Source organism: Streptomyces sp. NPDC090025, assembly GCF_044748125.1.
Lineage (GTDB): Bacteria > Actinomycetota > Actinomycetes > Streptomycetales > Streptomycetaceae > Streptomyces.
Genome location: NZ_JBIVFL010000005.1, coordinates 40416 through 65760, shown reverse-complemented (window position 1 = coordinate 65760; position 25345 = coordinate 40416). Strand labels below are relative to the sequence as shown.

Annotated in this window: 20 protein-coding genes; 10 read left to right on the top strand and 10 right to left on the bottom strand. The window is 74.2% G+C overall.

Annotation, left to right across the window (positions count from 1 at the left end):
• Positions 1-619: 619 nt before the first annotated feature.
• Positions 620-2254 (top strand): ABC-F family ATP-binding cassette domain-containing protein, encoded by a 1635-nt coding sequence (locus tag ACIPXM_RS14860; RefSeq protein ID WP_401655283.1) that lies wholly within the window; start codon positions 620-622, stop codon positions 2252-2254.
• Between the two features lie 27 nt (positions 2255-2281).
• Here the strand turns inward: ACIPXM_RS14860 and ACIPXM_RS14855 are convergent, their stop codons facing one another.
• The 6 genes from ACIPXM_RS14855 to ACIPXM_RS14830 all read right to left on the bottom strand — a co-directional run bounded on the left by ACIPXM_RS14855 (position 2282) and on the right by ACIPXM_RS14830 (position 8936).
• Positions 2282-3304 carry a TolB family protein gene (locus ACIPXM_RS14855; protein ID WP_401655282.1) on the bottom strand — a complete coding sequence of 341 codons (1023 nt, stop codon included), beginning with the start codon at positions 3302-3304 and terminating at the stop codon, positions 2282-2284.
• The gene (locus ACIPXM_RS14850; RefSeq protein ID WP_401655281.1) at positions 3301-4686 is read right to left on the bottom strand and encodes an MFS transporter; all 1386 of its coding nucleotides are present in this window, start codon (positions 4684-4686) and stop codon (positions 3301-3303) included. Before ACIPXM_RS14850 ends, ACIPXM_RS14855 begins: the two co-directional genes overlap by 4 nt.
• Positions 4686-6089 (bottom strand): discoidin domain-containing protein, encoded by a 1404-nt coding sequence (locus ACIPXM_RS14845; RefSeq protein WP_401655280.1) that lies wholly within the window; start codon positions 6087-6089, stop codon positions 4686-4688. Before ACIPXM_RS14845 ends, ACIPXM_RS14850 begins: the two co-directional genes overlap by 1 nt.
• Positions 6090-6387: 298 nt before the next feature.
• Positions 6388-7188 (bottom strand): class I SAM-dependent methyltransferase, encoded by an 801-nt coding sequence (locus ACIPXM_RS14840; protein WP_401655279.1) that lies wholly within the window; start codon positions 7186-7188, stop codon positions 6388-6390.
• Between the two features lie 105 nt (positions 7189-7293).
• Entirely contained in the window at positions 7294-7752 is a 459-nt protein-coding gene (locus tag ACIPXM_RS14835; protein ID WP_401655278.1) for an SRPBCC family protein, read from the bottom strand.
• A 134-nt stretch (positions 7753-7886) separates the two neighbouring features.
• Positions 7887-8936 (bottom strand): saccharopine dehydrogenase family protein, encoded by a 1050-nt coding sequence (locus ACIPXM_RS14830; protein ID WP_401655550.1) that lies wholly within the window; start codon positions 8934-8936, stop codon positions 7887-7889.
• Between the two features lie 244 nt (positions 8937-9180).
• On the opposite strand from ACIPXM_RS14830, the gene ACIPXM_RS14825 reads away from it, so the two are divergent.
• Entirely contained in the window at positions 9181-10209 is a 1029-nt protein-coding gene (locus ACIPXM_RS14825) for a helix-turn-helix domain-containing protein (RefSeq protein WP_401655277.1), read from the top strand.
• An 11-nt stretch (positions 10210-10220) separates the two neighbouring features.
• Here ACIPXM_RS14825 and ACIPXM_RS14820 read toward each other — a convergent pair whose 3' ends face one another.
• The gene (locus ACIPXM_RS14820) at positions 10221-10586 is read right to left on the bottom strand and encodes a darcynin family protein (protein ID WP_401655276.1); all 366 of its coding nucleotides are present in this window, start codon (positions 10584-10586) and stop codon (positions 10221-10223) included.
• Entirely contained in the window at positions 10576-11532 is a 957-nt protein-coding gene (locus tag ACIPXM_RS14815) for an NAD(P)H-binding protein (RefSeq protein WP_401655275.1), read from the bottom strand. The genes ACIPXM_RS14820 and ACIPXM_RS14815 overlap by 11 nt, the downstream gene beginning before the upstream one ends.
• A 203-nt stretch (positions 11533-11735) precedes the next feature.
• Between ACIPXM_RS14815 and ACIPXM_RS14810 the strand changes: the two genes are divergently transcribed.
• On the top strand, positions 11736-12857 hold the full coding sequence (locus tag ACIPXM_RS14810; RefSeq protein ID WP_401655274.1) for a LysR family transcriptional regulator: 1122 nt from the start codon (positions 11736-11738) through the stop codon (positions 12855-12857).
• A gap of 320 nt (positions 12858-13177) precedes the next feature.
• A complete protein-coding gene (locus ACIPXM_RS14805; protein ID WP_401655273.1) occupies positions 13178-14962 on the top strand; it encodes an FAD-dependent oxidoreductase in 1785 nt (594 codons plus the stop codon).
• Between the two features lie 135 nt (positions 14963-15097).
• On the opposite strand, the gene ACIPXM_RS14800 is transcribed toward ACIPXM_RS14805, so the two are convergent.
• Positions 15098-15655 (bottom strand): GNAT family N-acetyltransferase, encoded by a 558-nt coding sequence (locus ACIPXM_RS14800; RefSeq protein ID WP_401655272.1) that lies wholly within the window; start codon positions 15653-15655, stop codon positions 15098-15100.
• A gap of 49 nt (positions 15656-15704) precedes the next feature.
• Positions 15705-16604, bottom strand: a complete 900-nt coding sequence (locus tag ACIPXM_RS14795; protein WP_401655271.1) for an NAD(P)-dependent oxidoreductase — start codon at positions 16602-16604, stop codon at positions 15705-15707.
• Between the two features lie 154 nt (positions 16605-16758).
• Here ACIPXM_RS14795 and ACIPXM_RS14790 point away from each other — a divergent pair, with 154 nt between their 5' ends.
• The 6 genes from ACIPXM_RS14790 to ACIPXM_RS14765 all read left to right on the top strand — a co-directional run bounded on the left by ACIPXM_RS14790 (position 16759) and on the right by ACIPXM_RS14765 (position 25344).
• Entirely contained in the window at positions 16759-17145 is a 387-nt protein-coding gene (locus ACIPXM_RS14790) for a winged helix-turn-helix transcriptional regulator (protein ID WP_401655270.1), read from the top strand.
• A 232-nt stretch (positions 17146-17377) separates the two neighbouring features.
• Positions 17378-17932 carry a hypothetical protein gene (locus tag ACIPXM_RS14785; RefSeq protein ID WP_401655269.1) on the top strand — a complete coding sequence of 185 codons (555 nt, stop codon included), beginning with the start codon at positions 17378-17380 and terminating at the stop codon, positions 17930-17932.
• A 3-nt stretch (positions 17933-17935) separates the two neighbouring features.
• Positions 17936-22741, top strand: a complete 4806-nt coding sequence (locus ACIPXM_RS14780) for a hypothetical protein (RefSeq protein ID WP_401655268.1) — start codon at positions 17936-17938, stop codon at positions 22739-22741.
• Between the two features lie 240 nt (positions 22742-22981).
• The gene (locus ACIPXM_RS14775) at positions 22982-23995 is read left to right on the top strand and encodes a protein-glutamine glutaminase family protein (RefSeq protein ID WP_401655267.1); all 1014 of its coding nucleotides are present in this window, start codon (positions 22982-22984) and stop codon (positions 23993-23995) included.
• Positions 23996-24257: 262 nt separating this feature from the next.
• Positions 24258-24707, top strand: a complete 450-nt coding sequence (locus ACIPXM_RS14770; protein ID WP_401655266.1) for a hypothetical protein — start codon at positions 24258-24260, stop codon at positions 24705-24707.
• The gene (locus ACIPXM_RS14765) at positions 24697-25344 is read left to right on the top strand and encodes a hypothetical protein (protein WP_401655265.1); all 648 of its coding nucleotides are present in this window, start codon (positions 24697-24699) and stop codon (positions 25342-25344) included. The genes ACIPXM_RS14770 and ACIPXM_RS14765 overlap by 11 nt, the downstream gene beginning before the upstream one ends.
• Position 25345: the final 1 nt, after the last annotated feature.

Below are 25345 nucleotides of genomic sequence, written 5' to 3'. Positions count from 1 at the left end.
TGTCCGGCCGTGGCGGGGCGATGACCTGCCGTCGTGCCCGGGGCGCGGGCGGCCAAACGGCGGCCGCTGGAAAAGTCGCTGTAGACCGGGCGGTCCCGGCCGCGACCGGCGGCCAGGACGCCGCCAAGCCGCGTCACGTGGTGATCGAGCCGCGCCGGGTGGCCGACGGGAGCACGCCCGCCGCACCACGGCCACGGGCCCGCGCACGGCCTGTCCGAAAGGGAGCGGCGGAGGCGTGGCGTCCGCCGGGGCCGGGCCCCGACTGTTAGGGTGGGCAGCCCTGATCTTTCGACGAGGAGCACGGACATGGTGGTGGACGACGACATCTCCGGGTGACACCCGGACCCGGCGGACCACCGGCAGCGCGGGACGACGCGCGCCGGAGTGGTCTCCTCGTCGTCCCCTTCTCCTTCTGCTCCCGTTCTCGCCGTCCGTCCTTCCGACGGGCCGTCCCGCCTTCCGTCTCCCCGCCGCTGTCGCCGCGCGACCGGCCACCGCTCCGCCCCCGCCATGTGCCGTCTCCGTGGTGCGGTCCGCCGAGCGGTGCGTCCGCCGTCGCGCGCACGCCGCCGGGGCCGGGGCCCGGGGCGCCCGTCCTCCCGTACCGAGAGGTCACCCCATGTCCGACGCCTCCGTCGTCTGCTCGAACCTGTCCTTCGCCTGGCCCGACGACACCCCCGTCTTCCAGGACCTGTCCTTCACCGTCGGACCCGGCCGCACCGGCCTGGTCGCGCCCAACGGCAGCGGCAAGAGCACCCTGCTCCGGCTGATCGCCGGTGAGCTGCGCCCGGCCACCGGCAGCGTCCTGGTCGACGGCACGCTCGGTCACCTGCCGCAGAACCTGCCGCTCGCCACCGGCCTCACCGTCGCCCAGGTCCTCGGCGTCGACGGGATCATCCGGGCCATCGACGCCGTCGAGGCCGGTGACGTCGACGAACGGCACTTCACCACGATCGGCGACGACTGGGACATCGAGGACCGCACCCGGGCCCAGCTCGACCGGCTCGGTCTCGGCGGACTCGCCCTCGACCGTCCGCTCGACAGCCTCAGCGGCGGACAGATCGTCACCCTCGGCCTCGCCGCCCAACTGCTCCGCCGTCCCGACGTGTTGCTCCTCGACGAGCCCACCAACAACCTCGACACCGATGCCCGGCACCACCTCTACGACGTGCTCGGCGACTTCACCGGCTGCCTGCTCCTTGTCAGCCACGACCGCGCGCTGCTCGACCGGGTCGACCGGATCGCCGAACTCGACCGTGGTCAACTCCGGCTCTACGGCGGCACGTTCACCGAGTACGAGGAGGCGGTCCAGGCCGAGCGCGAGGTCGCCGAGAAGAACGTCCGCAACGCCGAGCAGGAACTCAAGCGGGAGAAGCGGGAGATGCAGCAGGCCCGTGAGCGCGCCGAGCGGCGCCAGAGCAACGCCTCGCGGAACCTGAAGAGCGCCGGACTGCCCAAGATCTTCGCGGGCACCATGAAGCGCGGCGCCGAGGAGTCCGCCGGACGGTCCGGGCAGCTGCACGCCGCCCGGGTCGGCGACGCGAAGGCCCGCCTCGACGAGGCCGAGCGCGCGGTCCGCCAGGACCAGCGGATCACCCTAGACCTGCCCGACACCCGGGTGCCCGCGGGCCGCACCCTGTTCCTCGGCGAGGAGCTTCGGGTCCGGCTCGGCGACCGCGAGGTGTTCGCCGCACCCGGCGCGGACCTCACCGTGCGCGGCCCCGAACGGATCGCCCTGACCGGCCCCAACGGGGCCGGAAAGAGCACCCTGTTGCGCCTGGTCGACGGCGCCCTCACCGCCGACACGGGCCGGCTCACCCGGGCCGACGGGCGGATCGCCTATCTCTCCCAGCGGCTCGACCTGCTCGACCCGGACCGCACCGTCGCCCAGAACTTCGCCGACTACGCCCCCGAACGCCCCGAGGCCGAGCGGCTCACCCTCCTGGCCCGCTTCCTCTTCCGGGGCGCCCGCGCCCACCTCCCCGTCGGCGTGCTCTCCGGCGGTGAACGGCTGCGGGCCACCCTCGCCTGCGTGCTGTGCGCCGAACCCGCCCCCCACCTGCTGCTCCTGGACGAGCCCACCAACAACCTCGACCTGGTGAGCGTCGGCCAACTGGCCGGTGCCCTCGACTCGTACCAGGGCGCCTTCCTCGTCGTCAGCCACGACGAGCGCTTCCTGCGCGAGATCGGCGTGAACCGCTGGCTGCGGCTCGCCGACGGCGTCCTCGCGGAGACCGGCGCGCCGGGGGAGTGACGGCGACGGCGTGACGGCGCGGGGCCGTCAGCGTCTCGTCGTCGGCGAGAGCACCACCGGCGACGAGGCGCCCGCCGCCACCAGGCGCGGCGCGCCCGTACCGTCGGCCGGAACGCTCCACACCCCGGAGCCGGTCCCGGCGCCGTAGCCGTACGCGACGGTGTCAGGACCCGTCCAGACGGCCTGGTCGTCGACCGAACGGGTCTCGGCCAGCGGGTGCTCGCGCAGGGTGGCGAGATCGAGGACGTGCAGCCGCCACGGGGCACGGGCGTCGTCGGAGACCTTCTTCTTGTACGCGACGCGGGCGCCGTCCGGCGACAGCGACGGGCACTCCACGTTCTCCTTCAGGGCCCGCGCCGACCACTTCCGCAGATCGCCCTCGACGAGATGGGTGCGTCCCTGGGTGGCGACCGTCGCGTAGAAGCGGTTGTCGTCGGCGGCGAAGCTGACACCCCAGTAGTTGACGTCGGGGGCGTGGTGGCGGCGCCCGTCCAGGGTGAGCGGGATCTGCTCGATGCTCTTGATCAGATAGCCGGTGCGCAGATCGAGGATCGACGTCCGGGTGGCGAATGTCGCGGTGTTGTACGAGTCGCCGGTCACGAACGTCGTCCAGGCGAGCACCTGCCCCGACGCCGACACCCGGGCCCGGTTCGGGATCCCGGGCAGGCTCATGCGCTGCCGCTCGCGCAGCGCCCGGTCGAGGACGATGACATAGGTGCGGGCCGGGATGCCGGGCCGCAGCTGGAGACAGAGCGCCGTGGGCCCGGCAGCGTGGAACCGGTCGCAGCGGGGCCCGCCCACCTCCCGGGACCCGGGGGCGGTGGGGTCCTGCCGGGCGACCCGCCCGCTGCCGGTGTCCCGGAACCAGAGGGCGCCGGGGGCGCCGGAGTCGAGTGTGAAGCCCGGGTCGGCGGCCGTACGGGCAGTGTCGCCGGGGCCGCCGGGTTGGTGCGCGGCAGCCCGCAGGGTGTAGGCGGTGGCGCCGCCGCCGAGCAGCAGGATGCCGATGACGAGCGCCCACAGTCGGCGGCGGCTCGGGCTGCCGGTCATGAGGGTTCCTTTCCAGGGTCGGGTGCGGACTCGGACTCGGATACGGATACGGATACGGATACGGATACGGATACGGGGGCGGGGGCGGGCTCTGGTACGGGGGCGGGGTCGGCCGGGAGCAGCCGGGGCGCGCAGCACAGGGCGACGGCGAGCCCCGCGAGGGCGACGAGCAGGGCGGGCTCCGGCCCCCACAGCGTCCAGGCCGCGCCGAACCCGGCCGCGGCCGCCACCTTGGCGAGGGCCTGCGCCGTCTGCACGACCGCGAGCCCGGCCGCCCGTCCGCCGGGCGGCAGCAGGGGTCCGGCCAGCGCCATCAGGACCCCGTCGGTGGTCGCGTAGAAGACGCCGAGCAGCGCCGGGACCGCCACCAGGAGCACCGGTCCGGGGACCGGCGGGGCGAGGAGCAGGACGAGGGCGGCGAGTTGGGCCCCGTGCCCGTACAGGAAGGGACGCCGGGGGCCGATCCGGTCGGCGAGCCGTCCGGCGGGCATCGCGAGCAGCAGATAGCCGGCCGCCGCGCCGAGCGGCAGGAGCGGGAACCAGGTGGCGTCGAGGCCGGTGCGCCGCTGGAGCAGGAGGTAGAGGAACGCGTCGCCGACGGTCGCCGCGCCGAGGACGGCCGCGCCGAGCGCGACCCGGCGCAGCGCCGGGATCCGCAGCGGCGCCCACGGACGCAGGGGCGCACGGCGACTCGTGCCGGGACGGTGTCGCGGGGCGGGCGCGCGGCGGCCGCCGGGGACCAGGACCACCAGGAGCAGCACCCCGAGCAGCCCGCAGGCGAAACTGACGACGAACACGGCGTCGTACGCGTCGGCCGTCGCCCACAGCAGTGCGAACGCGGCCAGCGGGCCGAGCAGCGCGCCCGTGGTGTCCATGGCGCGGTGCACGCCGAACGCCCGGCCGAGGCCGTCGGGCGGGCTGTCCAGGGTGATCAGGGCGTCGCGCGGCGCGGTCCTGATGCCCTTGCCGAGCCGGTCGGCGGCGAGCGCGGTGGCGACGAGCCCGCTCGCGGCACCCGAACCGCCCGCACCCGCGCCGCCCACGCCCGCGAGCAGCAGGCCGAGCCGCGAGCAGGCCGACAGGGCGTAGCCGAGCCCGGCGACCGCCTTGTGGCGTCCTGCGCGGTCCGCGAGATGGCCGCCGAGGAGCCGGACCAGCGCGGTGGCCCCGTTGAACAGACCGTCCAGAAAACCGAACTGAAGAGGCGTCAGGCCGAGCCCGAACATCAGATAGAGCGGCAGGACGGCGGTGACCATCTCCGAGGAGATGTCCGTCACCAGACTGACCGAGCCGAGCGCGAGAACGGTGGCGGAGACCCGCCGCCGCGCCCCCGGGGTGGGGGCGGGCGGCGCGTCCCGGCGACCGGTGGTCGCGAGATACATCAGTGGCAGGTGTAGGTCGGGCCGGTGTCCTTGACCTGACCGTCCGTGCCGACGTAACTCCAGCCGTACGTGGTGTCGGTGAAGTCCAGCTTCAGGACGCCGTACGAACCGCTGATCCGCTTCTGGCTGTTGGGCTGCACCGTCTCGATGGGGTACGGCTCGGCGCCGCCCATGCCGCCGACGATCTCCACGATGCCGTCGGGGGTGGCCCGGCCGTTCGGGTCCTGCGGGGCGAACCGCTCGTAGTGGTGGTCGTGCCCGTTGAGGATCAGGTCCGCCTTGGCGGCGTACAGGATCTGCCAGACCGGCCGGGACACCGGGTCGTTGCCGTGCCCGCCGGAGGAGTACAGCGGGTGGTGGAAGTAGGCGGCCAGGCAGCCCTTGGTGGAGCGGGCCAGGTCGTCCTTCAGCCACTGGATCTGGGCGGGGTCGTCGAAGGAGTTGGAGTCGAGCGCGACGAAGTGCCAGTTCCCCTCGTCGTAGCTGTAGTAGGGCTTGCCCTGCGGATAGGCGATCGCGCCGAAGTACGACTTGTACCCGGCGAGCGACCCGGCCGGGTCGTAGGTCTCGTGATTCCCCGGCGCGGGACGGGTCTTGGCCTTGAACGCGCCCCAGGTCCTGTCGTAGTAGTTCCGGAAGTCCGCCAGCCGGGCGTCGTCGTACTGGTTGTCGCCCATCGTCAGATAGAACTTCGGGTTGAGGCGCTGCGCCTGGGCGGCGGTCTTCGGGTGCGCGCAGGCGCTGTCGGACGCGGTGCACTGGGCCGCGATGTCACCGGCGGCGACGACGGTGAACGCGCCGGTCGGCGGTCCGGTGGTGGGGGGTGTGGTCGGCGGGGTCGTCGGGGGAGTCGGCGGCGTGGAGCCGTCCGGCGTCCAGGCCCCGTAGACCTCCACCTCGAACAGCGAGTAGCCGTACGAGGTGCCCCGGGCGGTCCCGTACACGCGGACGTGCCGGCCCTTCCCGGTCAGGCCGGTCCAGTCGTCGGTGCCGCCGTTGCCCGCGCTCTCGGTGGCGAGCCGGGTCCAGGTGGAGCCGTCGGCGGAGATCTCGACCCGGTACGCCTTGGCGTACGCGGCCTCCCAGCTGAGCCGGACCCGGGAGACGGTCGCATTCGCGCCGAGGTCGACCCGGATCCACTGCGGATCCGAACCTTCGGCGCTGGCCCAGCGGGTGGTGGCGCTGCCGTCGAAGGCGTTGCCGGGGGCGAACCCCGTGGCCTCGTTCGACGACGCGGTGGCGGGCTTCCCCCGCGAGAGCAGCGGATCGGCGGCGGCGGCCCGCCCGGCGCCGGTGGTGGCGACGAGCACCCCGCCGACGAGCAGCAGGAGCGCGGCGAGCACGACGGAGAGGGTGGATGTGGTGGAGGTGCGGCGTGGTGGGGCGGAGGCGTACAGGCGCATACCTGTCAACTCCCTGTTCGGGGACGGCGAGAGCTGGACTCCGGAACCGCGCACCACGAGCCGCGCCCCGTCATGACGGGGCGTGCGGGTGGTGCGCGGCGGCCGGGTCAGAGCTCTCGCTGAGCGCGTCACACCCGCGTGGGTGCCGCGCCGAGCCGCCGCCGGGGATGCTAGCGGACGGAGCGGCTCCCTGTCATGACTCACGTCAAAGGGCTCTGGGGGGAGGGTGGTTGAGGGACCCGGGAGGGTCGGTTCAGGTACTCGAACCGACTCGGCCGACCACGGGCGGCTTCCTCGCCTACGGCTGCGGGACCTCGACGACGAAGAACAGGAAGCAGACCTTCGTCGACAGATCACGGAAGCCGTCCGGGAACAACTCCCTTGCCGCCGGGTCGGGTTGCGGCTCGCTCAGGGTGACGATCCGGAAGCCCGCGGCGTTGAACGCGTCGATCATCGCGTGCAGGGGCTTGCGCCAGAACCTCATCGGCGTCGACCGGCCGCCGAGCCACCAGTCGAACTCGTAGCTGGTGGTCGCGAAGTAGTCGGGGCGAGGGTCCTGGATCGCGTACGCCACGAAGGGGTGGTCCACCGAGACGATCAGCCAGCCGCCGGGCCGCAGCACACGCCGGAACTCGGCGAGCGTCGGCCCCCAGTCCTCCAGGTAGTGCAGGACCAGCGACGCGAGGACGTCGTCGAACGAAGCGTCCTCGAAGGGCAGCGGCTCGCGCAGGTCGCCCACCTGGAGAGACGCCCCGGCTCCGAGGCGCTCCCCGGCCAGGGCCAGCATCCCGGCGCTGGAGTCGATGCCGGTGACGGCGGCGCCCCGGCCGAGCAGGGCGGCGGTGAGCGCCCCCGCGCCGCAGCCCGCGTCCAGGATCCGGCGGCCGGTCACCTCCCCGGCGAGTGCGAGCATCGCGGGGCGCTCGTAGTGGGCGTTGATGAGGTTGTTCTCGTTCTCCTCGGTGTACGCCACGGCGAACCGGTCGTAGTCGTTCGCGGTGACCGGTATGGCGGAGGCGCCGTCCGTGCGGTCCGGCTGATCCGTGCGGTCCGGGTGATCCGTGCGGTCCGAGTGGTGTGGTCCGTCTGAGTGATCCATCGGCGCAGCCTAACCGGCGCGCGCTGCCCTGATCGGGCCGCGCGGCACGGCGTGTCGAGGTCCCGCGAAGCCGCCCAATGTCCGCACACCACCCGCGAGTTCGGCTCAGGCGGGCGCGATGCCCGCCTCCGCCGCCGCCTTGATCCGGGCGCCGAAGGCACCGGCGTCCTTGCGGGCGGCGCTCAGAGCCAGGCCGACCAGGAGCTTCCCCACGCCGTGGCCCTCCAGCTCGTTGAAGATCCGGACCCGGGTCGTCCCGTCGGGCAGCGCCTCCAGGTCGTAGCCGCCCTCGCGCGACGTCACGCTGTTCTTGGAGACCTCGGTCCAGCGGAGCTTCGTCGGCGCGTCGAGCGCGGTGATCCGGATCTCCCGCGACGTCTTCATCCCGGCATCCTTGACCGTGCTCCGGAAGACCGTGCCGACGGCGGTCGCGGTGGCCGGATCGCGGGTGATCTCCAGGACCCGGGGGCTGAACTCGGGATCGTGGCGGCCGTCGGAGAGATAGGCGAACACGGCGTCGACCGGCCGGTCGATCACGACCGTCGCCTCGAACTGTCCTGACATGGGCCCTCCCAGGGGCATCCGCGTGGGGCCTTCCCGCGCCGCACCGGACCGCTGTCGCACCGGCACCGCGACCCTATGGGAGCCCCGCCCCGCCCGCGCGGCGGGCGCCGCCGGCCGGGGGCCGGGTGCGCGCTTCAGGGGCGGGGCCGGGGGCCAGCGGCCGGGTCGGCCGGGGCGAGATCGGTCGTGACGTGCGGGGCGAGGGCGCGCAGGAAGTCCGGGGCGTCGAACAGGGCGCCCGCCGGGGTGACGCCGACCGCGCGGGTGCGGCCGTCGAGGACGCGGGCGAGGGCCTCCACCACGAGCGGCGCGGTCACCGCGTAGATGTCCTGGCCGTGGGCCGTGGCACGGCGCTCCTCGCCGCCGGAGCGGACGACCACATCGACCACGAAGGTCTGGTCCGACCGGCCGTGGGTGGCATCGGTGCTCCCGGCGGCGGTCGGCGCGGGCGTGTCCGGAGAGACGACGTCACGGGCCGCCCCACTGGTCATGTACGTGGTCACATCGGGGATCGCCAGATGCTGCGGGACCGTCACCACGTCGGCCATCGTGAACTCCCCGATCACCGGCCTGCGCCCCAGCGGCTCCGGGAACGCCCACTCCAGGGTGGGCGCCGCGTCGGTACGGCGCTCCCACCGGCCGCCGCGGAAGCGCAGCCGGTGGTCGCCGCGCCGCTCGCGCGAGACCGCGCCGGAGAGCCGGGTGCCGGCGGTGGGGTGCCAGTGGCTGAGCCCGTACGCGATGTGGGCCTCGTCCGCCCCGGTCCAGTCGCTCATCGCCGCCGTGACCAGGAGATCGCCCAGGCCGCCGAAGAAGGCCATGGCCGGGACGACGAGTGCCCCCGCGTCCCGGGCCCGCTCCGCGAAGTGCGCGAAGGTGTCGAGGTTGGCCTCGATCTCGGCGGCCACGTCCAGGTAGGGGATCCCGGCGCGGAGCGCCGCCTCGATCAACGGACCGGTGGTCGCCGCGAACGGACCGGCGCAGTTGATCACCGCCGCCGTGCCCGCCAGCGCGCGGTCGAGCGAGTTCGGGTCGTCGACGGAGGCGGTACGGGCCGCCAGGCCGGTGGCACCGGCCAACTCGGCCAGCGCGCTCGCGTCGCGGCCGGACAGGACGGGCCGGAAGCCGCGCGCGACCAGCTCCGCGACCACGAACCGCCCGGTGTGCCCGTACGCCCCGAACACCGCCACCTCCACCGCGACCGGCGCCGCCGATTCCGCCGATTCCGCTGCTGTCGCTGTCGCTGTCGCTGTCGCCGTCGCCGTCGTCCGTCCCGGTCCCATCGACCCGTCCACCGCCATGAGAAACGCTCCCGTGCCCTCGTACGCCCACGTCAGGCGCCCTGTGCGGCCCGACACGGACCATCCTGGCCGGGAACGCCACCCCCGCACGAGAGTCGGAAACGACATGCGGCGTACAGTTTCGGACATGCCCTCTGCCGTGCCCTCTGCTGTGCCGTCCGTCGCGCCGTCCGTCGCGCTCGCCGTCACCGACGGCATGCTCCACTACGAGCTGTCGGTCGCCGTCGAGCTCTTCGGCTCGGACCTGACCCACCTCGTCGACCCCTGGTACGACTTCGCGCTCTGCGGACCGGGACCCGTCCGCGTCGGCCGGTTCCGGCTCGACCCCGACCACGGGCTCGACCACCTCGCCCGGGCCGACACCGTGATCGTGCCCGGCTGGGCCGACACCGACCGGGAACCGCCCGCCGAACTGGTGGAGGCGGTGCGCGCGGCCCACGCGGCGGGCGCCCGGGTGGCCTCGCTGTGCACCGGCGCGTTCGTCCTCGGCGCCGCTGGTCTGCTCGACGGGCGGCGGGCGACCACCCACTGGGCGCACACCCGGGAACTGGCCCGCCGCAATCCCGAGGCCACCGTGGACCCGGACGTCCTCTATGTCGACAACGGGGACGTCCTCACCTCGGCGGGCAAGGCCGCCGCCATGGACCTGTGCCTGCACCTCGTGCGGCTCGACCACGGCTCGGCCGTCGCCAACAAGATCGCCCGCCGCCTGGTGATCCCACCCCACCGGGACGGCGGCCAGGCCCAGTTCATCGCCACCCCGCTGCCCGCCCCGGGCGACCACCCCCTCGCCGCGCTCTTCCCCTGGGCGCTCCAGCGCCTCGACCGGCCGCTGAGCGTCGAGGACCTGGCCCGCCGGGCCGGGATGAGTTCACGCCATCTCGCCCGCCACTTCAAGCACCTCACCGGCACCACGCCGCTCCAGTGGCTGCACACCCAGCGCATCCGCCGCGCCCAGGAACTCCTGGAGACCACGGACGCGACGGTCGACACCATCGCAGAGGCGGCAGGCATGGGCACCGCCACCACCCTGCGCCGTCACTTCCACCGCTCGGTCGGCGTCCCGCCGGACACCTACCGGCGCACCTTCCGCCCGGAGAGCCGGGTGGAGAGCCGCGTGGAGAGTCGCGTCGAGAGCCGCGTGGAGACCGCTTAGGGACGCGGACGTCAGGTGGCGAGCGTCGCCACCGGGTCCACCCCGTACGTATGGGCGTAGCCGTTCTCCGTGCCCACCAGGAGGTCGACGACGGTGAAGTAGCGGTCCCAGAAGGGGGTTTCACGCAGCGCGTCGATCAACAGGCGGTAGGCCGCGTGGTCGTCGGCCTCCCAGACCCACACGTCGGTGACGCGCGCGGAGTAGAACTCCGTGTCGTAGAAGCGGGACCTGACCCCTCGGGTGCGGGCCTCGATCACCGGGACGATCTCGGTGGTGAAGGCGTGGATGCGTGCGGCCACGGTCATCGCCAGCCACTCGGGCGAGGTCTTGACCAGCATGAACGCGGTGACGGGCGGCTCGGTCGGGTCAGCGGACATCGGTGGCCTCCGGGGCGGGGTGCAGGACGGCGGGCGCGAGGGTCGTGGTGCACCACCGTGCGAAGGTCGTGCCCGGGACCGGGACGGATGACGGGACCGGGGCCGTGGGCGGCGGGCAATGGGTCGTCCCGGGCGCCACCGCGTCGAGCCCGTGGTCCTTGGCGTGCTTCATCTCGACCATGGCCGCCACGAACGCCGGGTCCAGGCCGTACCCGAGCAGTTCGGCCCGCAGCTCGTCGAGCGACTGGCGCCGGTAGCGCACCGGGCGGCCGCACCGCTCGGTCATGACCCGGGCCAGGTCCTCCGGCGACAGCTCCTCGGGGCCGACCACCGGCACGCTGCCGACCCCGCCCCAGGAGCGGTCCAGGAGCAGCCGGGCCGCCGTCGCGGCGATGTCGGCGACGGCCACCCGGGGTACCCGCAGGTCCGGGGCGGCCGTGTCGGTGAAGACGCCGTGCTCGCGGATTGCGTCGGCCTCGTCCAGGAGGTTCTCGTAGAAGGAGGGGCAGGCCAGGGCGCGGTAGGCGACCCCGGATCCGGCGATCAGGTCGTCCACGGCGAGCGTGGCCGTGACCAGACCGGCGCGCGCGGCGTACGGGGTGCCGCGGCCGAGCGCCGAGACGCCGACGACATGCCCGACGCCGTGCGCGGCGAACGCCCGTACGGCCGGCCGGGTGAAGCCGCGGTAGGCGGCGACCGGCGGCATCGAGCCGTCCGGCGGCACCAGCCAGAACACGGCGTCGGCCCCGGCGAACGCCCGGTCGACGGTCGCCGGGTCACCGTGCGAACCGGTGACCACCTCGACCCGTTCGCGTACGTCGTCCGGGAGCCGGTCCGGATCGCGGACGACGACGCGCAGCGACTCGCCGTGCGCGGGTGCCGCTTCGATGAGGAGGGGAAGCAGGGAGCGCCCGATGTTCCCGGTGGGCGCGGTGATGACGATCATGAAAACCTCGCGGTCCGTTCCACTCTGGTGTTCCGCTCTCGTCCGGTCCGATTCCGTCTGTTCCGGACGCCTCAGGTCCCGCCCGGTGCTGTCCGTGGCGGGCGATTGCGCACCTCCATCGTGCGAACCCCAACCCCTTTGCCACAATGGGAACTTCGGCAACTGATCCTTGCCCGGATCGGAATGACGCTGATGAGGAGCCCATGAACAGCCCCAGCCCCGGCCCGAGCCTCAGCCCCAACCCGAGCCTCAGCCCCAACCCGAGCCTCAGCCCCGCCCCGAACCCGGAACACCACGCCCGTCCCGACTCCGGTCTCGACGCCAACCTCGCCGTCGCCCTCGACGCCCTCCTCGCCGAACAGAGCGTCACCAAGGCAGCCGAGCGGCTGCGCACCTCACCGGCCGCGATGAGCCGTACCCTGGCGCGGCTGCGCCGGGTGCTCCAGGATCCGTTGCTGGTACGGGCCGGGCAGGCGATGGTCCCGACGCCCCGCGCCGAGGCGCTGCGTGACGAGGCCGCCGCGGTGGTGCGCGGGCTCGCGGCGCTGCTCACGCCGAGCGGCGGCACCGATCTCGCCGCGCTGCGGCGCACCTTCACCGTGCAGGCCACCGACCTGGTCGGCGCGGCGCTCGCGCCCGGGCTGCTCGGTCTCGCCCGGCGGCAGGCGCCGGGCGTCACCCTGCGGGTGCTGGGGGAGGAGTGGGAGGCGGGCCCGGCGCTGCGCGAGGGCCGGATCGATCTGGAGGTCGGGGCGGTCGACCACGTCGACCCGGAGACGCGGGTGGAGGAGCTGGTCACGCTACGGATGGCGGCCGCGGTCCGGTCCGGACACCCGCTCACCGAGGGGCCGTTGACCGCCGCCCGGCTCGCCGCCGCCGACCATGTGGCGGTCAGCCGCCGGGGCCGCTTCACCGGCCCGCTCGACGCCGCCCTCGCGGAGCGGGGGCTCAGCCGTCGCGTCGGCGCGGTCCTGCCGGGGCACCTGGCGGCCATGGCGCTCGCCGCGGTCGGCGACGTCGTCTGCCTGGTGCCCACCGCCCGGCCGGGCGAACCCGCCTCCCCGCTCGACGAGGCCGCGCGCGCCCTGGGCCTGCGCCTGCTCGACGTACCCGTGCCGCTGCCCCCGCTGACGATCGCGATGGCCTGGCATCCCCGGCACACCGCCGACGGGGCGCACCGGTGGCTGCGCGCGGCGGTACGGCGGGTGCTCCGCCCCGACGGGTCGGCCGACCCGGCCGGTCTGGGAGGGCCGGACGGACTGGGAGGGCCGGACGGACTGGGAGGGCCGGACGGTCCGGCCGGCGCCTCGGGGCGTCAGAGCTAGCGCGCGCCACCCGCGCCCCCTCCGCGTCACCCGCGCCCCCGCCCTCTCCGTACCGGCCACCCCGCCGCCCTCACGGAACCAGCCACTCCGACGGGCGCCATTCGCGCCCCCGGCCCTGCCCGGTCCGGGCGGCTCCGCCCGGCCGCCTCGCTGCCCGGTCGACCGCGCTCACCCCGCACGCCCACCACCGCGTCGCCGCCGTTCGGGGTCCGGATCACGCCATCCCCGTACGGTGCCCCGCACTCGCCTTCCAGGGGTCGGGGTCCACCCCTATGCTCCTGCGTCGGAGATCGGGTTACCGCCGGTAAAGGGGTTGAGGCATGGACCGTACGGGCAGCTCACGGCGCACCTTCGTGGCGGGCGCCGCCGCCGCGACCGGGGCGGCCGCGGTAGGGGCGGTCGGGCTCGCCGCCGCACCGGCCGAAGCGGCCGAACCGCGGCAGGCGCCGTCCGTGGCCGTGCTCGGCGGCGGGGTCGCGGGCCTCACCGCCGCGCATGAACTGGCCGAACGCGGCTTCCGCGTCACCGTCTACGAGCGCCGGGCGCTCGGCGGCAAGGCCCGCTCGATGGACGTGCCGGACAGCGCGCGCGGCGGCAGAAGAGCCCTCCCGGCCGAGCACGGCTTCCGCTTCATCCCGGGCATCTACCACAACCTCCCCGACACCATGCGGCGCATCCCGTTCCCCGGGAACCCCGACGGCGTCTGGGGCAATCTGGTCGCCCCCGCCGAGATGTCCTTCGCCCGCACCGGCCGCGAGGACCTGCGCATCCCGCTGCCGTGGCCGGGGCACCGCCCGGCCGAGCTCACCCTGGACGAGATCCGCGCCGCCCTCGCCGGGCTGCTCGACACCGCCCGCTCCATCCCGCTCCACGAGGCCGCGTACTTCGTCGACCGCTTCCTCGTCTTCCTGACCAGCTGCGACGAGCGGCGCAACGACACCTGGGAGCGGACGCCCTGGTGGGAGTTCCTGCGGGCCGCGCGGATGAGCTACGACTACCAGCGCATCCTCGCCGTCGGCCTGACCCGCAACATCGTCGCCACCAAGGCCGAGGAGGCCAGCACCCGCACGGTCGCCACCCTGCTTGAGGCGTTCGCCTTCAACGCCCTGGGCCGGGGCGCCGACGGGCCCCTTGACCGGATCCTCAACCTGCCCACCAACGAGGCGTGGATCGACCCCTGGGTCACCCATCTCGCCTCCCTCGGCGTCGAGTTCAAGGTGGGCTGGACCGTGCGCGAGGTGACGTACGACGCCGGGGCCGGGCGGATCGGCGCGGTCGCCGTCGAGGACCCGCAGGGCGTACGGCGTACCGTGACCGCCGACCACTACGTCTCCGCGATGCCGGTCGAGCACGCCCGGCGCACCTGGACGGCCGCCCTGCGCGCCGCGGACCCGCAACTGGCGCGCTGCGACGCGCTGGAGACCGACTGGATGACGGGCATCCAGTTCTACCTCACCGAACGCGCCCCGCTGCTCGCCGGACACGCCAACTGCATCGACTCGCCCTGGTCCCTGACGGCCATTCAGCAGGCCCGGCACTGGCCGGCCCGCGACTTCGCCGCCGACTACGGGGACGGCGCCGTCGTCGACTGCCTGTCGGTGGACATCTCGGAGTGGGACAGGCCCGGGATCCTGTACGGGAAGACCGCCAAGCAGTGCACCCGTACCGAGGTCGCCCGCGAGGTGTGGGCGCAGCTGAAGGCGGCGTTCAACGACACCGGGCGGACCGTCCTGAAGGACGGCGCGCTGCACTCCTGGTTCCTCGACCCGGGCGTCGACGGCCTCGGCACGCCGAACCCCACCAACGAGGACCAGCTCCTCGTCCACCCGGTCGGCACCTTCCACAACCGGCCGAAGGCCGCCACCAGGATCCCGAACTTCTTCCTCGCGGGCGACTACGTGGCCGTCGACATCGACCTCGCCACCATGGAGGGCGCCAACGCCTCCGCCCGGCAGGCCGTCAACGCCCTGCTCGACCGCACCGGTTCCACCGCCGCCCGCTGCACGGTCCAGCCGCTCTTCCGGCCGCCGGAGCTGGAGGGCCTCAAGCGCCACGACCGGCTGCGCTACCGCCTGGGCCTGCCCAACGCCCTCGACCTCGGCTGAGGTGCTGGGGAGGGCGGAGGCGGTGCTGCGCACCCGGTGGACGCTGCCCTGCCCCGCGAGAAACGCCCCGCACCGCCGGGACCAAGGTCCCTGATGGACGCTGTCCGGCCGGTTCCCGTCTCCGGGCGCGTGGGCTCAGCCGCAGGACCCGCCCGGCGTCGGTGCGTGAGCGGCCGCCCGGTACAGCACGCACCGGCGCAGTGGCCCTTCGGGCACGGTCGGGTCCTCGAAGTCGTCGGCCGGATCCCGGGTCATGCCGATCCGGCGCATCACCGCCTGGGAGCGGACGTTGTCGACGGTCGTCGACGCGACGACCTCCGAGAGGCCGAGGGTCTCGAAGCCGAACGCCAGGCAGGCCAGGGCTGCTTCGGTGGCATAACCGTGGCCCCACGCCGCACGCCTCAACCGCCACCCGATGTCCACCCCCGAGAACGGCATCCCCTCGTCCACCCGGTCCAGGCCGGCCCGGCCGAGGAACTCACCGGTCTCCCGCGCTTCGAGCGCCCACCACCCGAAGCCGCGCTCGTCGAACGCGGCCCGCATGAGTGCCACCGTGGCATCGCTCTGCTCCCGCGTGAGCAATTCTCCCAGGTGTTCCCGGACTTCGGGGTCGGCGTTCATCGCCGCCCACGGTTCGAGGTCGGACTCCTGCCAGCGGCGCAGCAGGAGACGGTCGGTACGCAGTTCTGACATGCCGGCCAGCCAACGCCCTCACCGGCGGAGTTGTCGATCGCATTTCCGCTCAGGGCCGCACCAGCAGGTCGATCACCCCCGTCAGGTCCTCGTCCGGGCTGCCGCCCTCGGTAAGGCGGCGTCGCATCAACGCGAAGTAGGGCGTGAGCAGTTCAGGGCTGACGCCCTGCCCCTCGGCGGTGCTCAGGAAGGTCGGCGTGCCAGCCACCTGCATGGCGAGGGGTGACACCGTGCCCCGGGTGTAGTCGCCGTCGCGCAGCTGTGCGGCGGTCTGGTGGACCGAAGGGGCCATCGCCGTCAGCCAGTCGGCGAGCAGCGGGGCGAACGCCGTGGGGTCGATGTCCTCCTGGCGGATCAGCGCGAAGGCGTGCGCCGCCCCGGCAAACATCCCGTACATCGCGCTCAGCAGGGCCACGTCGTGCAGCGCCGCGAAACCGGGGTCCGCTCCGACGTACGTCGTGCCGACCGGGACGGCCAGAACCGCTTGGTGCCGCTCGAACAGCGCGCGCGAGCCGCTGTAGAAGACGTAACCCCCGGCCTCCGGCACCCCGACCATGGGCGGGACCGCCATGATCCCGCCGTCCAGGTAGCGGGCACCGCGCTCGCGGGCCCATTCGGCCCGGGCCCGGGCCTCCGCAGGGGTGCTCGTGGTCAGGTTCACCAGGTCCTTGCCTGTGAGGTCGGCGTCGGCGAGTGCCTCGGCCACCGAGGCGTCGTCCAGGAGGCAGAGGACGACCAGGGAGTTCGCCGCGACCGCCGCCGCGGCGGAGTCCGCGACCCGCGCCCCCTCGGCGGTGAGCGCCGTGGCGCGGGCCGGAGTGCGGTTCCAGACGGTGAGCGGATGGCCGGCGGCGAGCCAGGCACGGGCAAGGGCGGTACCCATCGAGCCGAGGCCCAGGAGGCTGACGGAGGTCTTCTCGGGGGTGTGTCCCCCAGGGGTCGTTGTCATGTCGACCAGGCTCTCCGCAGGCTCCGTGATGATCAAGTACGCACTTCGGAGTAGGCGGTTACCCTGGGGTGAGTGAGCAGGTCAGCGGGGGTGCACGGGTGCACCCACCGGCCTGCGGGACGGCGGGCGGGACCGCCGGGAGGGAGCGGGGAACATGGCGACGGTCAACCGGCCCGGCACGCCGGACGGACACGTCTGCGGGATCGACACCGCGATGGAGGTGATCGGCGGGAAATGGAAGGTGCTGATCCTCTGGGCGCTCCACGAGCACCCGTGCCGCCGCTTCGGCGAGCTGCGCCGACTGCTGCCCGGCATCACCGAGAAGGTCCTCGCCTCGCACCTGCGCGAGATGGAGGCGGACGGCGTCGTCGACCGTGTCTCGTACGACGAGGTGCCGCCGCGCGTCGAGTACGCGCTGACGCCGGACGGCGCTCGCCTCAACGCCGCCCTCGCGCCGCTGGCCGCGTGGGGCCGGGAGCGCGCCGGGGCCCGTGACGCGGGGGCGGCGCCGGACGTGGCGGAAGCGGTGGGCGGCCGGTAGGCGGTGGCCGGTACGGCCCTGTGGCGGAGGCCATCGGTCCACGTCCCCGTGATCGACCGAGGCCGAAATCCCCCTGGAACAAGGGTGCTTGGGGACGTAACCTCGGGAGCCCCTGTCGTCCCACCGAACCCGTCGAAGCGGCCGAGCCGCGTCCGGATCCGGCAGGGGTGCGGACAGGGGGGCGGACAGGGGTACGGGCAGGGGCAGGGCGACACGGCGGTGCGGAGGTCTCGTGCGGATCACCCTTGAGGTCAGCGGCCCGGACGGCCGGGACACGGGTGCGGAAACCCTCGACCTGCGCGAGTGGCTGCGCGGTGAGCCCGCGCTCCGCGACCGGGTGGGCCGCGCTCCGACGCCGGTCCCCGAACCGGGTGCCATGGGCGGGCTCGGCGAACTCGTCGCGCTGCTCCTGGAACCCGGCGGCCTCACGGTGACCCTGGCGGCCGGTGTGGTGGCCTGGCTGCAGACCCGGCGCGGCAGCCAGACCGTGACCATCACCCGCCCCGACGGCACTCAGGTCGTCGTGACCTCGGACGGGGTACGGGGTCTCACCCCCGAGAGCAGCGGCGACGTCGCGGAGCGGGTCGCCCGGGCACTGGAGGCGGGCCCCGCACGGCCGGCTCCGGGACCGGCTCCGGCACCGGAACCGGGGCCTGTACCAGGACCGGCGCCTGCACCGGAGCTCCCCGGCGACCCGGGCGATGCCGGTCCCACCGACCCCACCGATCGCACAGGGCCCACCGATTCCGCCGGACCCGCGGCGCCGACCGCGCCGGACGGCCGCTGAACCATGGCCGGGGCGTGGGGGGATCTCGCCGGGGCCGACTGTCACGCCGTCGTCGTCGGCACCGGGCGGCAAGGGGGCGCGGACGGCTGCGGATCCGGGGCCGGGGCCGGTTCCGGGGCCGGACCCGCTGCGCGGCTCGCCGACCTGCCGAGCGCCGCCCGCTCCGCCCGCGAGCTCGCGCGGGTGCTGCGCGACCACTGCGGCATGGCCGGGCGGGTGACCGAGCTCATCGACCCCGAGGGACCGACACAGGTGCTCGCCGCCGTGCGGGCCGCGGTCGACCGGGCCCAGGGCGGCGCCGTCCTGTTCTGCTTCGTGGGGCACGGGCTGCTCGGCCCCGGCCGACAGCTGTATCTGGCCACCGCCGCCACGGCGACCGCCGACGACACCGTCACCGCCGTCCCGTACGCCGAGATCCGCCATCTGCTCGGTGACGCGGCGGCCCGCACCGTCGTCGTCCTCGACTGCTGCTTCTCCGGCCGGGCCCAGGCCGCCCGGAGCGAGATCCCGCGCGATCCGTACGCCTCCGCCCGCCCCGACGGCAGTTTCCTGCTCGCCTCCGCCACCCACTACGCGGCCTCGTTCGCCCCAGTCGGACAGGAACACACCCTCTTCTCGGGCGAGTTGATCCGCGTACTGACCGCGGGCGATCCGGGCGGGCCGCGCTGGCTCACCCTGCTCGACCTCTACCGGATCCTCGACCGGCGCTTCCAGGGCGGCCCCGCCCGCCCCTTCGCCGACGGCGTCGGCCGGGCCGCCGACCTCGTCGTCACCCGCAACCCCGGATACGCGGACCCCGCACCCGACGACCCCGCCCCACCGGACGACCCCGACGCACCCGCCGCGCCCGTCGACACCGGGCCCTGCCCGTACCCCGGAATGCGTCCCTTCCTGCCCGAGCAGCGCCATCTCTTCTTCGGACGGGAGGAGTTGACCCGCAGCCTGCTCGACCGGGTGTGGTCCGAGCGGGGGAGCGGGCCCGTCGTCCTGGTGGGCGCGTCCGGCGCGGGCAAGTCGTCGCTGCTGCGGGCCGGGCTCGTGGCGGGTCTCGAAGAGCGGGATACGGGGCGGGTGTTGCTGGTGCCGGGGCCGGGCGCGCGGCCCTTCCGTGCTCTGGTGGAGCAGTGGGCGGCGGCGGTCCACCGGCCGTTCGCCGAGGTCGAACGGGAGCTGGGCGCAGGCCGGTTCGACGGCGAAGGACGGCCGGACGTCCTCATCGTCGACCAACTGGAGGAGATCTTCACCGCCTGCACGGACACCGAGGAGCGCGAGCTGTTCGTCCGCGCGCTCGCGGGCGCCGACCCGGCCACCGGCCCCCGTATCGTGCTCGGCCTGCGCGCCGACTTCTACGGCCCGTGCCTGCGGGAGCCCCGCCTCGCCCGGATCGTACGGACCGGCCAGTTCACCGTGACGGCCATGACCGACGACGAACTGCGCACCGCGATCGAGCGCCCCGCCGCACACGCCGGGCTGCGCCTCGAAACGGGACTCGCCGAGCACATGCTGCGCGAACTGCGGCAGGAGACGGCGGGCGAGGGCGGCGCGGCGGCCCTGCCGTTCCTGGCGCACGTCCTCCAGCAGACCTGGACCCGGCGGCGCGGCACCCTGCTCACCTTCACCGGGTACGAGGCGTCCGGCGGCATCCGGCGCTCGGTGGCCCGGGTCGCCGACGCACTCCACGACGCCCTCGAACCCGCCGGGCGGGACCGCCTGCGCGCTCTTCTGCTGCGCATGGTGACGCTCGTCGACGCCGACGGAAGCGCGGCCCGCCGCCGACTACCCGTCCCCGCCCTGATTCCGCCCTCGGCCCAGGCCCAGGCCCAGGCCCCGACCCTGTCCCCGGACCTGCGCGCAGCCGCAACCCCCGCCCCGGACGCCGCCCCGTCCCCATCCCCGTCCCCGGCCCCGACCTCCCCCCACCTCACCGACCGTGACCTGCTCGAACTCCTCGTCGCCGCACGTCTCGTCGTGCTCGACCGGGGCGAGGCCCAGCTCTGCCACGACTCGCTCCTCCACGGCTGGCCACGGCTGCGTGACTGGATCCGGGAGGACCGGCTCCGCCTGCTGCTCCAACGCCGGGTCGGCGACGCCGCCGACACGTGGCACGAGGCGGGCCGCCCCGACAGCGGCCTCTATCGCGGTGACCAACTCGCCGCCGCCCGGGCCCTGCTGGCCGGTGAGGCCATCGGCGGCGGCGCGGGACTGCGTACCGTCGAGCAGGACTTCCTGCGGGCCAGCGGGCGGGCCGAGACCGCAGCACGCCGCGTCCGTACGGTCGTCACCGCCCTGGTCGCCGTGCTCGCGGTCCTCGCCGGGACCTTCGCCGTGGCCGCACGCTCCTCCCAACGGGACGCCGAGGCCCGGGAGACCGTCCTCATCGCCAACCGGCTGGCCGCCCAGGCCGACACGATGCGCCCGCACGACCCGCAGACCGCGCTGCGGCTCAGCCTCGCCGCGTACCGCACCGCGCAGACCGGCGAGACGCGCTCCAGCCTGTACGCCGCGTACACCACGCGGGCCCAGGTCGACCTGCCGGGCGACGTACGGCGCGCGGTCGTCGCCCTCGCGTACCGGGCCGACGGCAAGGTCCTGGCCACCAGCCAGGCCGGTGGCCGGATCCAGCTCTGGGACGTCACACGGCCGAACGTCCCCCGCTCCGGCGCGGTCCTGTCGGACGTGCGTGACTCCGCGCCGATCGCCTTCCACCCCCGCGACCCGCTGCTCGCCACCCTCACCCAGGGCGAACTCGCCCTCTGGAACACCGCCGACCCCGCGAAGCCGCGCCGCGTCGGACGGCTGACGCTGTCCCGTGGTGCCGCGCGGGCGCTCGCCTTCTCGCCCGACGGCCGCACGCTGGCCGGCGGCAGCGCGGACGGGCGGCTCCGGCTCTGGGACGTGTCCGACCCGACGGCCCCGCGCGAACTCGTCGACCGGCAGGTCGCCGCAACCGATCTCGTCGCGGTCTCCTTCAGCCACGACGGACGCTTCCTGGCGACCGGCAACGGCATCTCGGGCAGCGGTGATGGAGACAACGGCGGTGGAGGCGACGGCAGTTCGGCGGACCGCCCCGCCAGGGCCGCGTCCGCCCGTGGCGGCACCCCCGCGCAGGTGCGGATCTGGGACGTCCGTACCCTCACCGCGCCCGCCCTCCGGAGCACCGCCACCGCCACCTCCGTCATGGCGGTCGCCTTCCACCCCGCCCGCCCGCTGCTGGTCGCGACCGGCGGCGGGAACGCGATGGCCTGGTGGCGGGTCGGGGCCGACGGACGCCTCGACCGGATCAAGGGCTCGGACACGTTCGACGACACCTGGTCGTACGGCGACGGGCTGCCGTCGCTCAGCTTCCGCCCCGACGGCGAGCTGCTCGCCGCCGCCGACTCCAGCGCGAGCGGAGGCGGTGGCCGTACTCGCGCGGTCGGCGGCGGCGCGGATCCGGAACTCCTCGCCTCCACCGCCGAACGCGGCCTTGTGCCCGGCGGTGAACCGGTGCGGGCGGTGGCCTACAGCCCCGACGGCGGGTACCTCGCGGTGGGCGACGTCGGCGGGAACGTGCGGCTGTGGCCCGGCGAGGCACCCGCGCTCGGGCTGCCCGGCACCGTGGAGTCCCCGCCGCCCGGCACCCGCGCGGTCAGCCGCGACGGCCGGTACGTCGTCACCGGCGAGGACCGGCCCGACAGCGGCGCCACCGGCCGGGTGTCCCGGGTGTGGGACCTGAAGCCCGCCGACACCGGCAAGGGCACCGCGCCCCGGCTGCGGTTCACCGCCCCGGCCGGCTGGGAGGCGAAGGCGTTCCTGCCCGGCCGGGACCGGCCCCTGCTGCTCGGCCACCGGTGGCGGGGCGGCCAGGACCACGCCTTCCGGATGTGGGACCTCGGCGGCGCGGGACCCCCGGTCCCCGGCCCCGAGATACCGGTGCGGGGACAGGACGTGGAGACCGCCTTCTCCCCCGACGGCACGCTCCTCGCCGTCGCGGCCTCGCCCGGCGACCGCGCGGAGCTCTGGGACGTACGGGACCCCCGCAGGCCGCTGCGGCGCGGCACCGTCACGGCGGCGCCCGCCGCGCTGTCCGCCACGATGCTCTTCGTGGGCCCGCGCGTCCTGGCGACCACGGAGGCCCTCGACCCCGACGGCGCCCACGACGACCTGCGGCTCTGGGACCTGACCGATCCCGCGCGGCCGGTACGGCTCGACCGGCCGCTGCGGGACGCCGCGGCCGGATCGGCGGCCTACCTGCCCGCGAGCGGCAGCCTCATCACCGACCACGTCGGCGACCGGGCGGACGTCTGGGACCTCACCGACCCGCGCCGCCCCAGGATCGCCCGTACCCTCGCCGCCGCTCCCGGCGGCTACACCCCGGTCACCGACGGCCACGGCGGCACCCTTCTCGCCACCGCGCTCGCGGACGGCACCGTACGGCTCCTCGACCCGCGCACCGGGAAGCCGGTGCACACCATGCGCTTCGACCGCCGGATCACGAGCGTCGAGTCCCACGGAGGCGGCGCCGGGGAGCGGGCCCGGGTGCTCACCGCAAGCCCCTTGCGCATGTGGGACGTCGCTCAGGACGGCCGGTGGGTGACGCCCGCGGTGGTGACCCTGACGACGGCCAAGAGGGTGACCCTGCCCGCGAACAGCCCGTTCCTCCTGATGGAGCCGGACAGAGACAACGCCCGCGGCACGTCGTACACCTACCTCCTGGACCGCGACACCGACGCGGTCCACCGGCGGATGTGCGCGACCCACCCGCTCGCCGTGGACCCCGACCAATGGCGGTCGCTCTTCCCCGATCTGGCCCCCCGGCCCTCGTGCTGACGCCCGCCCGCTCCCTCCCCGGGACTGCCCCCCCCGCACTGCCCCCGGGTCTGCCCTTCCGGGCGGCGACGGCCGGTCCGGCCGCCCGTCAGGATGCCGGGCGGAACGCGAAGGCCACCGTCGTACGGCGGGTTCGGGGGAAGGGAGTGAGTGATGCGCCGTTCGGCTCGTGACTCCGCACAGACACAGGACGAGGCCCGTACGCGGGACCGCGCCGTCCCGGGACCCGTCGCGGGATCCATGACGGGACCCATCACGGGATCCGGGGCGGAGCCCACCGGTCTGCTTGCCTTGCAGCGGAGCGCGGGGAACGCCGCCGTCACCGCCGTGATCCAGCGCATGGAGGCGGCGGGCGACAAGCGCAAGCGGGAGAATTCCCCGGGCAGGGAGGGCGAGGAGAAGCGGCTTGCCGCGACGTCGTCGTCCAGCGAATCGGAGGAGTCCGCATCGGAGGAGTCCGCATCGTCGGATTCCGAATCGGAGGAGTCCGAGGCCGAGGAGTACTCCTCGGAGGAGGAACTCGTGGAGCCGTTCCCGCCGGAGAACGTGGGGTGGCTGCGGGAACAGCAGTCCAAAACGGTCAGGCTCCTTGAGAGGATGGACGAGCAGGGTGCCGACGAAAGCGTCGTCGAGCTCGCCGAGAGCAAGCACAGGATCCTCACCCTCCTGGTCGGTCTCGCCCCGATGCGGTCGGCGGAATCGCTGCGCGAGGCCATCCGGCTGGTCGGCGCGGAACCGGACGGCAAGGTCAAGACCTCCTATCTGGCCCGGCTCAAGGACCAGCTCGACTATCTCGCCGAGGCGTTCCCCGACGCGGGCCCGCCGACCACCGAGACCGTCGAGGCCCTGTGGCCGCGGCTCCAGCAGGCGTTCGCCAATGTGACCGGCGAGGTCGGCCAGGACGGCTGCGAGTACCGCGCGCACGCCATCTGCCTCGCCATCGCCGATGCCGACCCGACGCTCGCCAGCCACCACCTCGCCAAGCAGTGGGCCACCCCGCCCGGCGGACGGCTGCACGCGGAGCACCAGTGGAACCACCATGTGGCGGCCTCGGTCACCACCACCGACGGCGTCCTGGTCATCGACCCGATCTTCTCCCGTACGGGTCCCCTCACCCTGAGCCGATGGGCCGAGCTGGTGCAGGTGGACCCGGACGAGAGCGTGCACCAGGTGGGCTGGGGATTCCTCGGCAAGCCGAACGAGGACGGCAGCCCTGAGATGGGCAGCGCGCTGGAGTACGTGCCCCGCGACTGACCCCGCGACCTGCCCCGCATCCGGTCCCGCGACCGGCCCCGAGATCGACTCCGCCTCCGGCCCGCATCCGGCCCCGACTAATGCCCCCTCCGTCGGGTGCGGAACTGCCGTCCCGCTGTGCGCGTCCTGCCGTGTGTAGTAAACAAGCCACAGCAACAAGCCCCGAGCTGTAGCGGGTCGGCCCACGGCACGGCACGGCGCGGGCGCGCGTACATGTACGCGTACGGGAACGGGAGGGGCCGTGGGAGGACCGGGCACCGCGTTGGCCGAGCGCATCGCCGAACGCAGGCGGGGCGGGGACGACCCCCGCGAACTCGTCGGTGAGATGCGGCGTTCGGTGCTCCTCGTGCCGATCGCCGACGGCGGTCTGTGGTCCGTGCGGGCGGGCGGTGTCCGCTGGATCTGCGGGTTCACCGACCGGGCCGCGCTCGCCCGCTTCGCGCTCCGCCACGGGCCGGGCGACCACCCCTGGGACTTCGCGGCGCTGCTCGGCGCGCGGATCGTCGACGAGATCGTGCCGTCGCTGGGGGAGCCCGCCGGGCTCGCCGTCGACATCGCCACCGAGGACGGCTCGATGTTCTTCCCACCGGTCGTCGGCATCGTGCCGGACGAGGCCGCCGTGGACCGAGTGGAGGAGCACCCCGGGGGACCGACGAACCGACGAACCGATGAACCGGTGGACCGAGGGACGGAGCGCCCCGATGGGCGATGACGGCGCGGAACTCCATTTCGACAAAGCCTCCGTCGAGAAGTTCACCAAGGGCGTGGGCGCCACCATCGACGCGCTCGGTGATCTCGGCGGCTCCACCGGATCGGTGATGGGCAAGGGCTTCTCCGAACTCGCGATGACCGGGATGGAGGCCGGACACCACGGGCTCTCGGTGGACTTCGAGGACTTCTGCGAGCGCTGGGAATGGGGCGTGCGGGCTCTCGTACGGGACGCCAGCCAGCTCGCCAACCGGCTCGGGCTCGCCGCCGGCACCCAGTGGGAGCACGACCAGTACATCGAGGGCACGCTCAAGGTCGGCGCCAACTCCCTGATGGGCGGCAACCCGCACGCGAGCGAGGACGAGATCGCCCGGCAGGACTGGGGCGACATCTTCACCCCCGACGCCCTCGACCCGGACTGGAGCCCCCAGTCGTTCGAGAAGGCCGGTCAGGACATGGGCCAGACCTGGAAGGACACCGGCCGCACCCTGCTCACCGAGGGCAACGGCGGCCGCCAGTCGCGGATCCTCAACGAACTCCTGGGCGTCGACCAGGACACCTTCGACCGTGCCGTCGACGACACCTTCGGCCCGTCGCCGCAGGAGCGGGCGGCACGACAGGACCGCCCCGAGGGGAACTGAT

What these genes read in the sequence shown, in the direction of transcription:
- ACIPXM_RS14860 (WP_401655283.1), top strand. Translation starts at nt 620, where the DNA reads ATGTCCGACGCCTCCGTCGTCTGCTCGAACCTGTCCTTCGCCTGGCCC.
- ACIPXM_RS14855 (WP_401655282.1), bottom strand. Translation starts at nt 3,304, where the DNA reads ATGACCGGCAGCCCGAGCCGCCGCCGACTGTGGGCGCTCGTCATCGGC.
- ACIPXM_RS14850 (WP_401655281.1), bottom strand. Translation starts at nt 4,686, where the DNA reads ATGTATCTCGCGACCACCGGTCGCCGGGACGCGCCGCCCGCCCCCACC.
- ACIPXM_RS14845 (WP_401655280.1), bottom strand. Translation starts at nt 6,089, where the DNA reads ATGCGCCTGTACGCCTCCGCCCCACCACGCCGCACCTCCACCACATCC.
- ACIPXM_RS14840 (WP_401655279.1), bottom strand. Translation starts at nt 7,188, where the DNA reads ATGGATCACTCAGACGGACCACACCACTCGGACCGCACGGATCACCCG.
- ACIPXM_RS14835 (WP_401655278.1), bottom strand. Translation starts at nt 7,752, where the DNA reads ATGTCAGGACAGTTCGAGGCGACGGTCGTGATCGACCGGCCGGTCGAC.
- ACIPXM_RS14825 (WP_401655277.1), top strand. Translation starts at nt 9,181, where the DNA reads ATGCCCTCTGCCGTGCCCTCTGCTGTGCCGTCCGTCGCGCCGTCCGTC.
- ACIPXM_RS14820 (WP_401655276.1), bottom strand. Translation starts at nt 10,586, where the DNA reads ATGTCCGCTGACCCGACCGAGCCGCCCGTCACCGCGTTCATGCTGGTC.
- ACIPXM_RS14815 (WP_401655275.1), bottom strand. Translation starts at nt 11,532, where the DNA reads ATGATCGTCATCACCGCGCCCACCGGGAACATCGGGCGCTCCCTGCTT.
- ACIPXM_RS14810 (WP_401655274.1), top strand. Translation starts at nt 11,736, where the DNA reads ATGAACAGCCCCAGCCCCGGCCCGAGCCTCAGCCCCAACCCGAGCCTC.
- ACIPXM_RS14805 (WP_401655273.1), top strand. Translation starts at nt 13,178, where the DNA reads ATGGACCGTACGGGCAGCTCACGGCGCACCTTCGTGGCGGGCGCCGCC.
- ACIPXM_RS14800 (WP_401655272.1), bottom strand. Translation starts at nt 15,655, where the DNA reads ATGTCAGAACTGCGTACCGACCGTCTCCTGCTGCGCCGCTGGCAGGAG.
- ACIPXM_RS14795 (WP_401655271.1), bottom strand. Translation starts at nt 16,604, where the DNA reads ATGACAACGACCCCTGGGGGACACACCCCCGAGAAGACCTCCGTCAGC.
- ACIPXM_RS14790 (WP_401655270.1), top strand. Translation starts at nt 16,759, where the DNA reads ATGGCGACGGTCAACCGGCCCGGCACGCCGGACGGACACGTCTGCGGG.
- ACIPXM_RS14780 (WP_401655268.1), top strand. Translation starts at nt 17,936, where the DNA reads ATGGCCGGGGCGTGGGGGGATCTCGCCGGGGCCGACTGTCACGCCGTC.
- ACIPXM_RS14775 (WP_401655267.1), top strand. Translation starts at nt 22,982, where the DNA reads ATGACGGGACCCATCACGGGATCCGGGGCGGAGCCCACCGGTCTGCTT.
- ACIPXM_RS14765 (WP_401655265.1), top strand. Translation starts at nt 24,697, where the DNA reads ATGGGCGATGACGGCGCGGAACTCCATTTCGACAAAGCCTCCGTCGAG.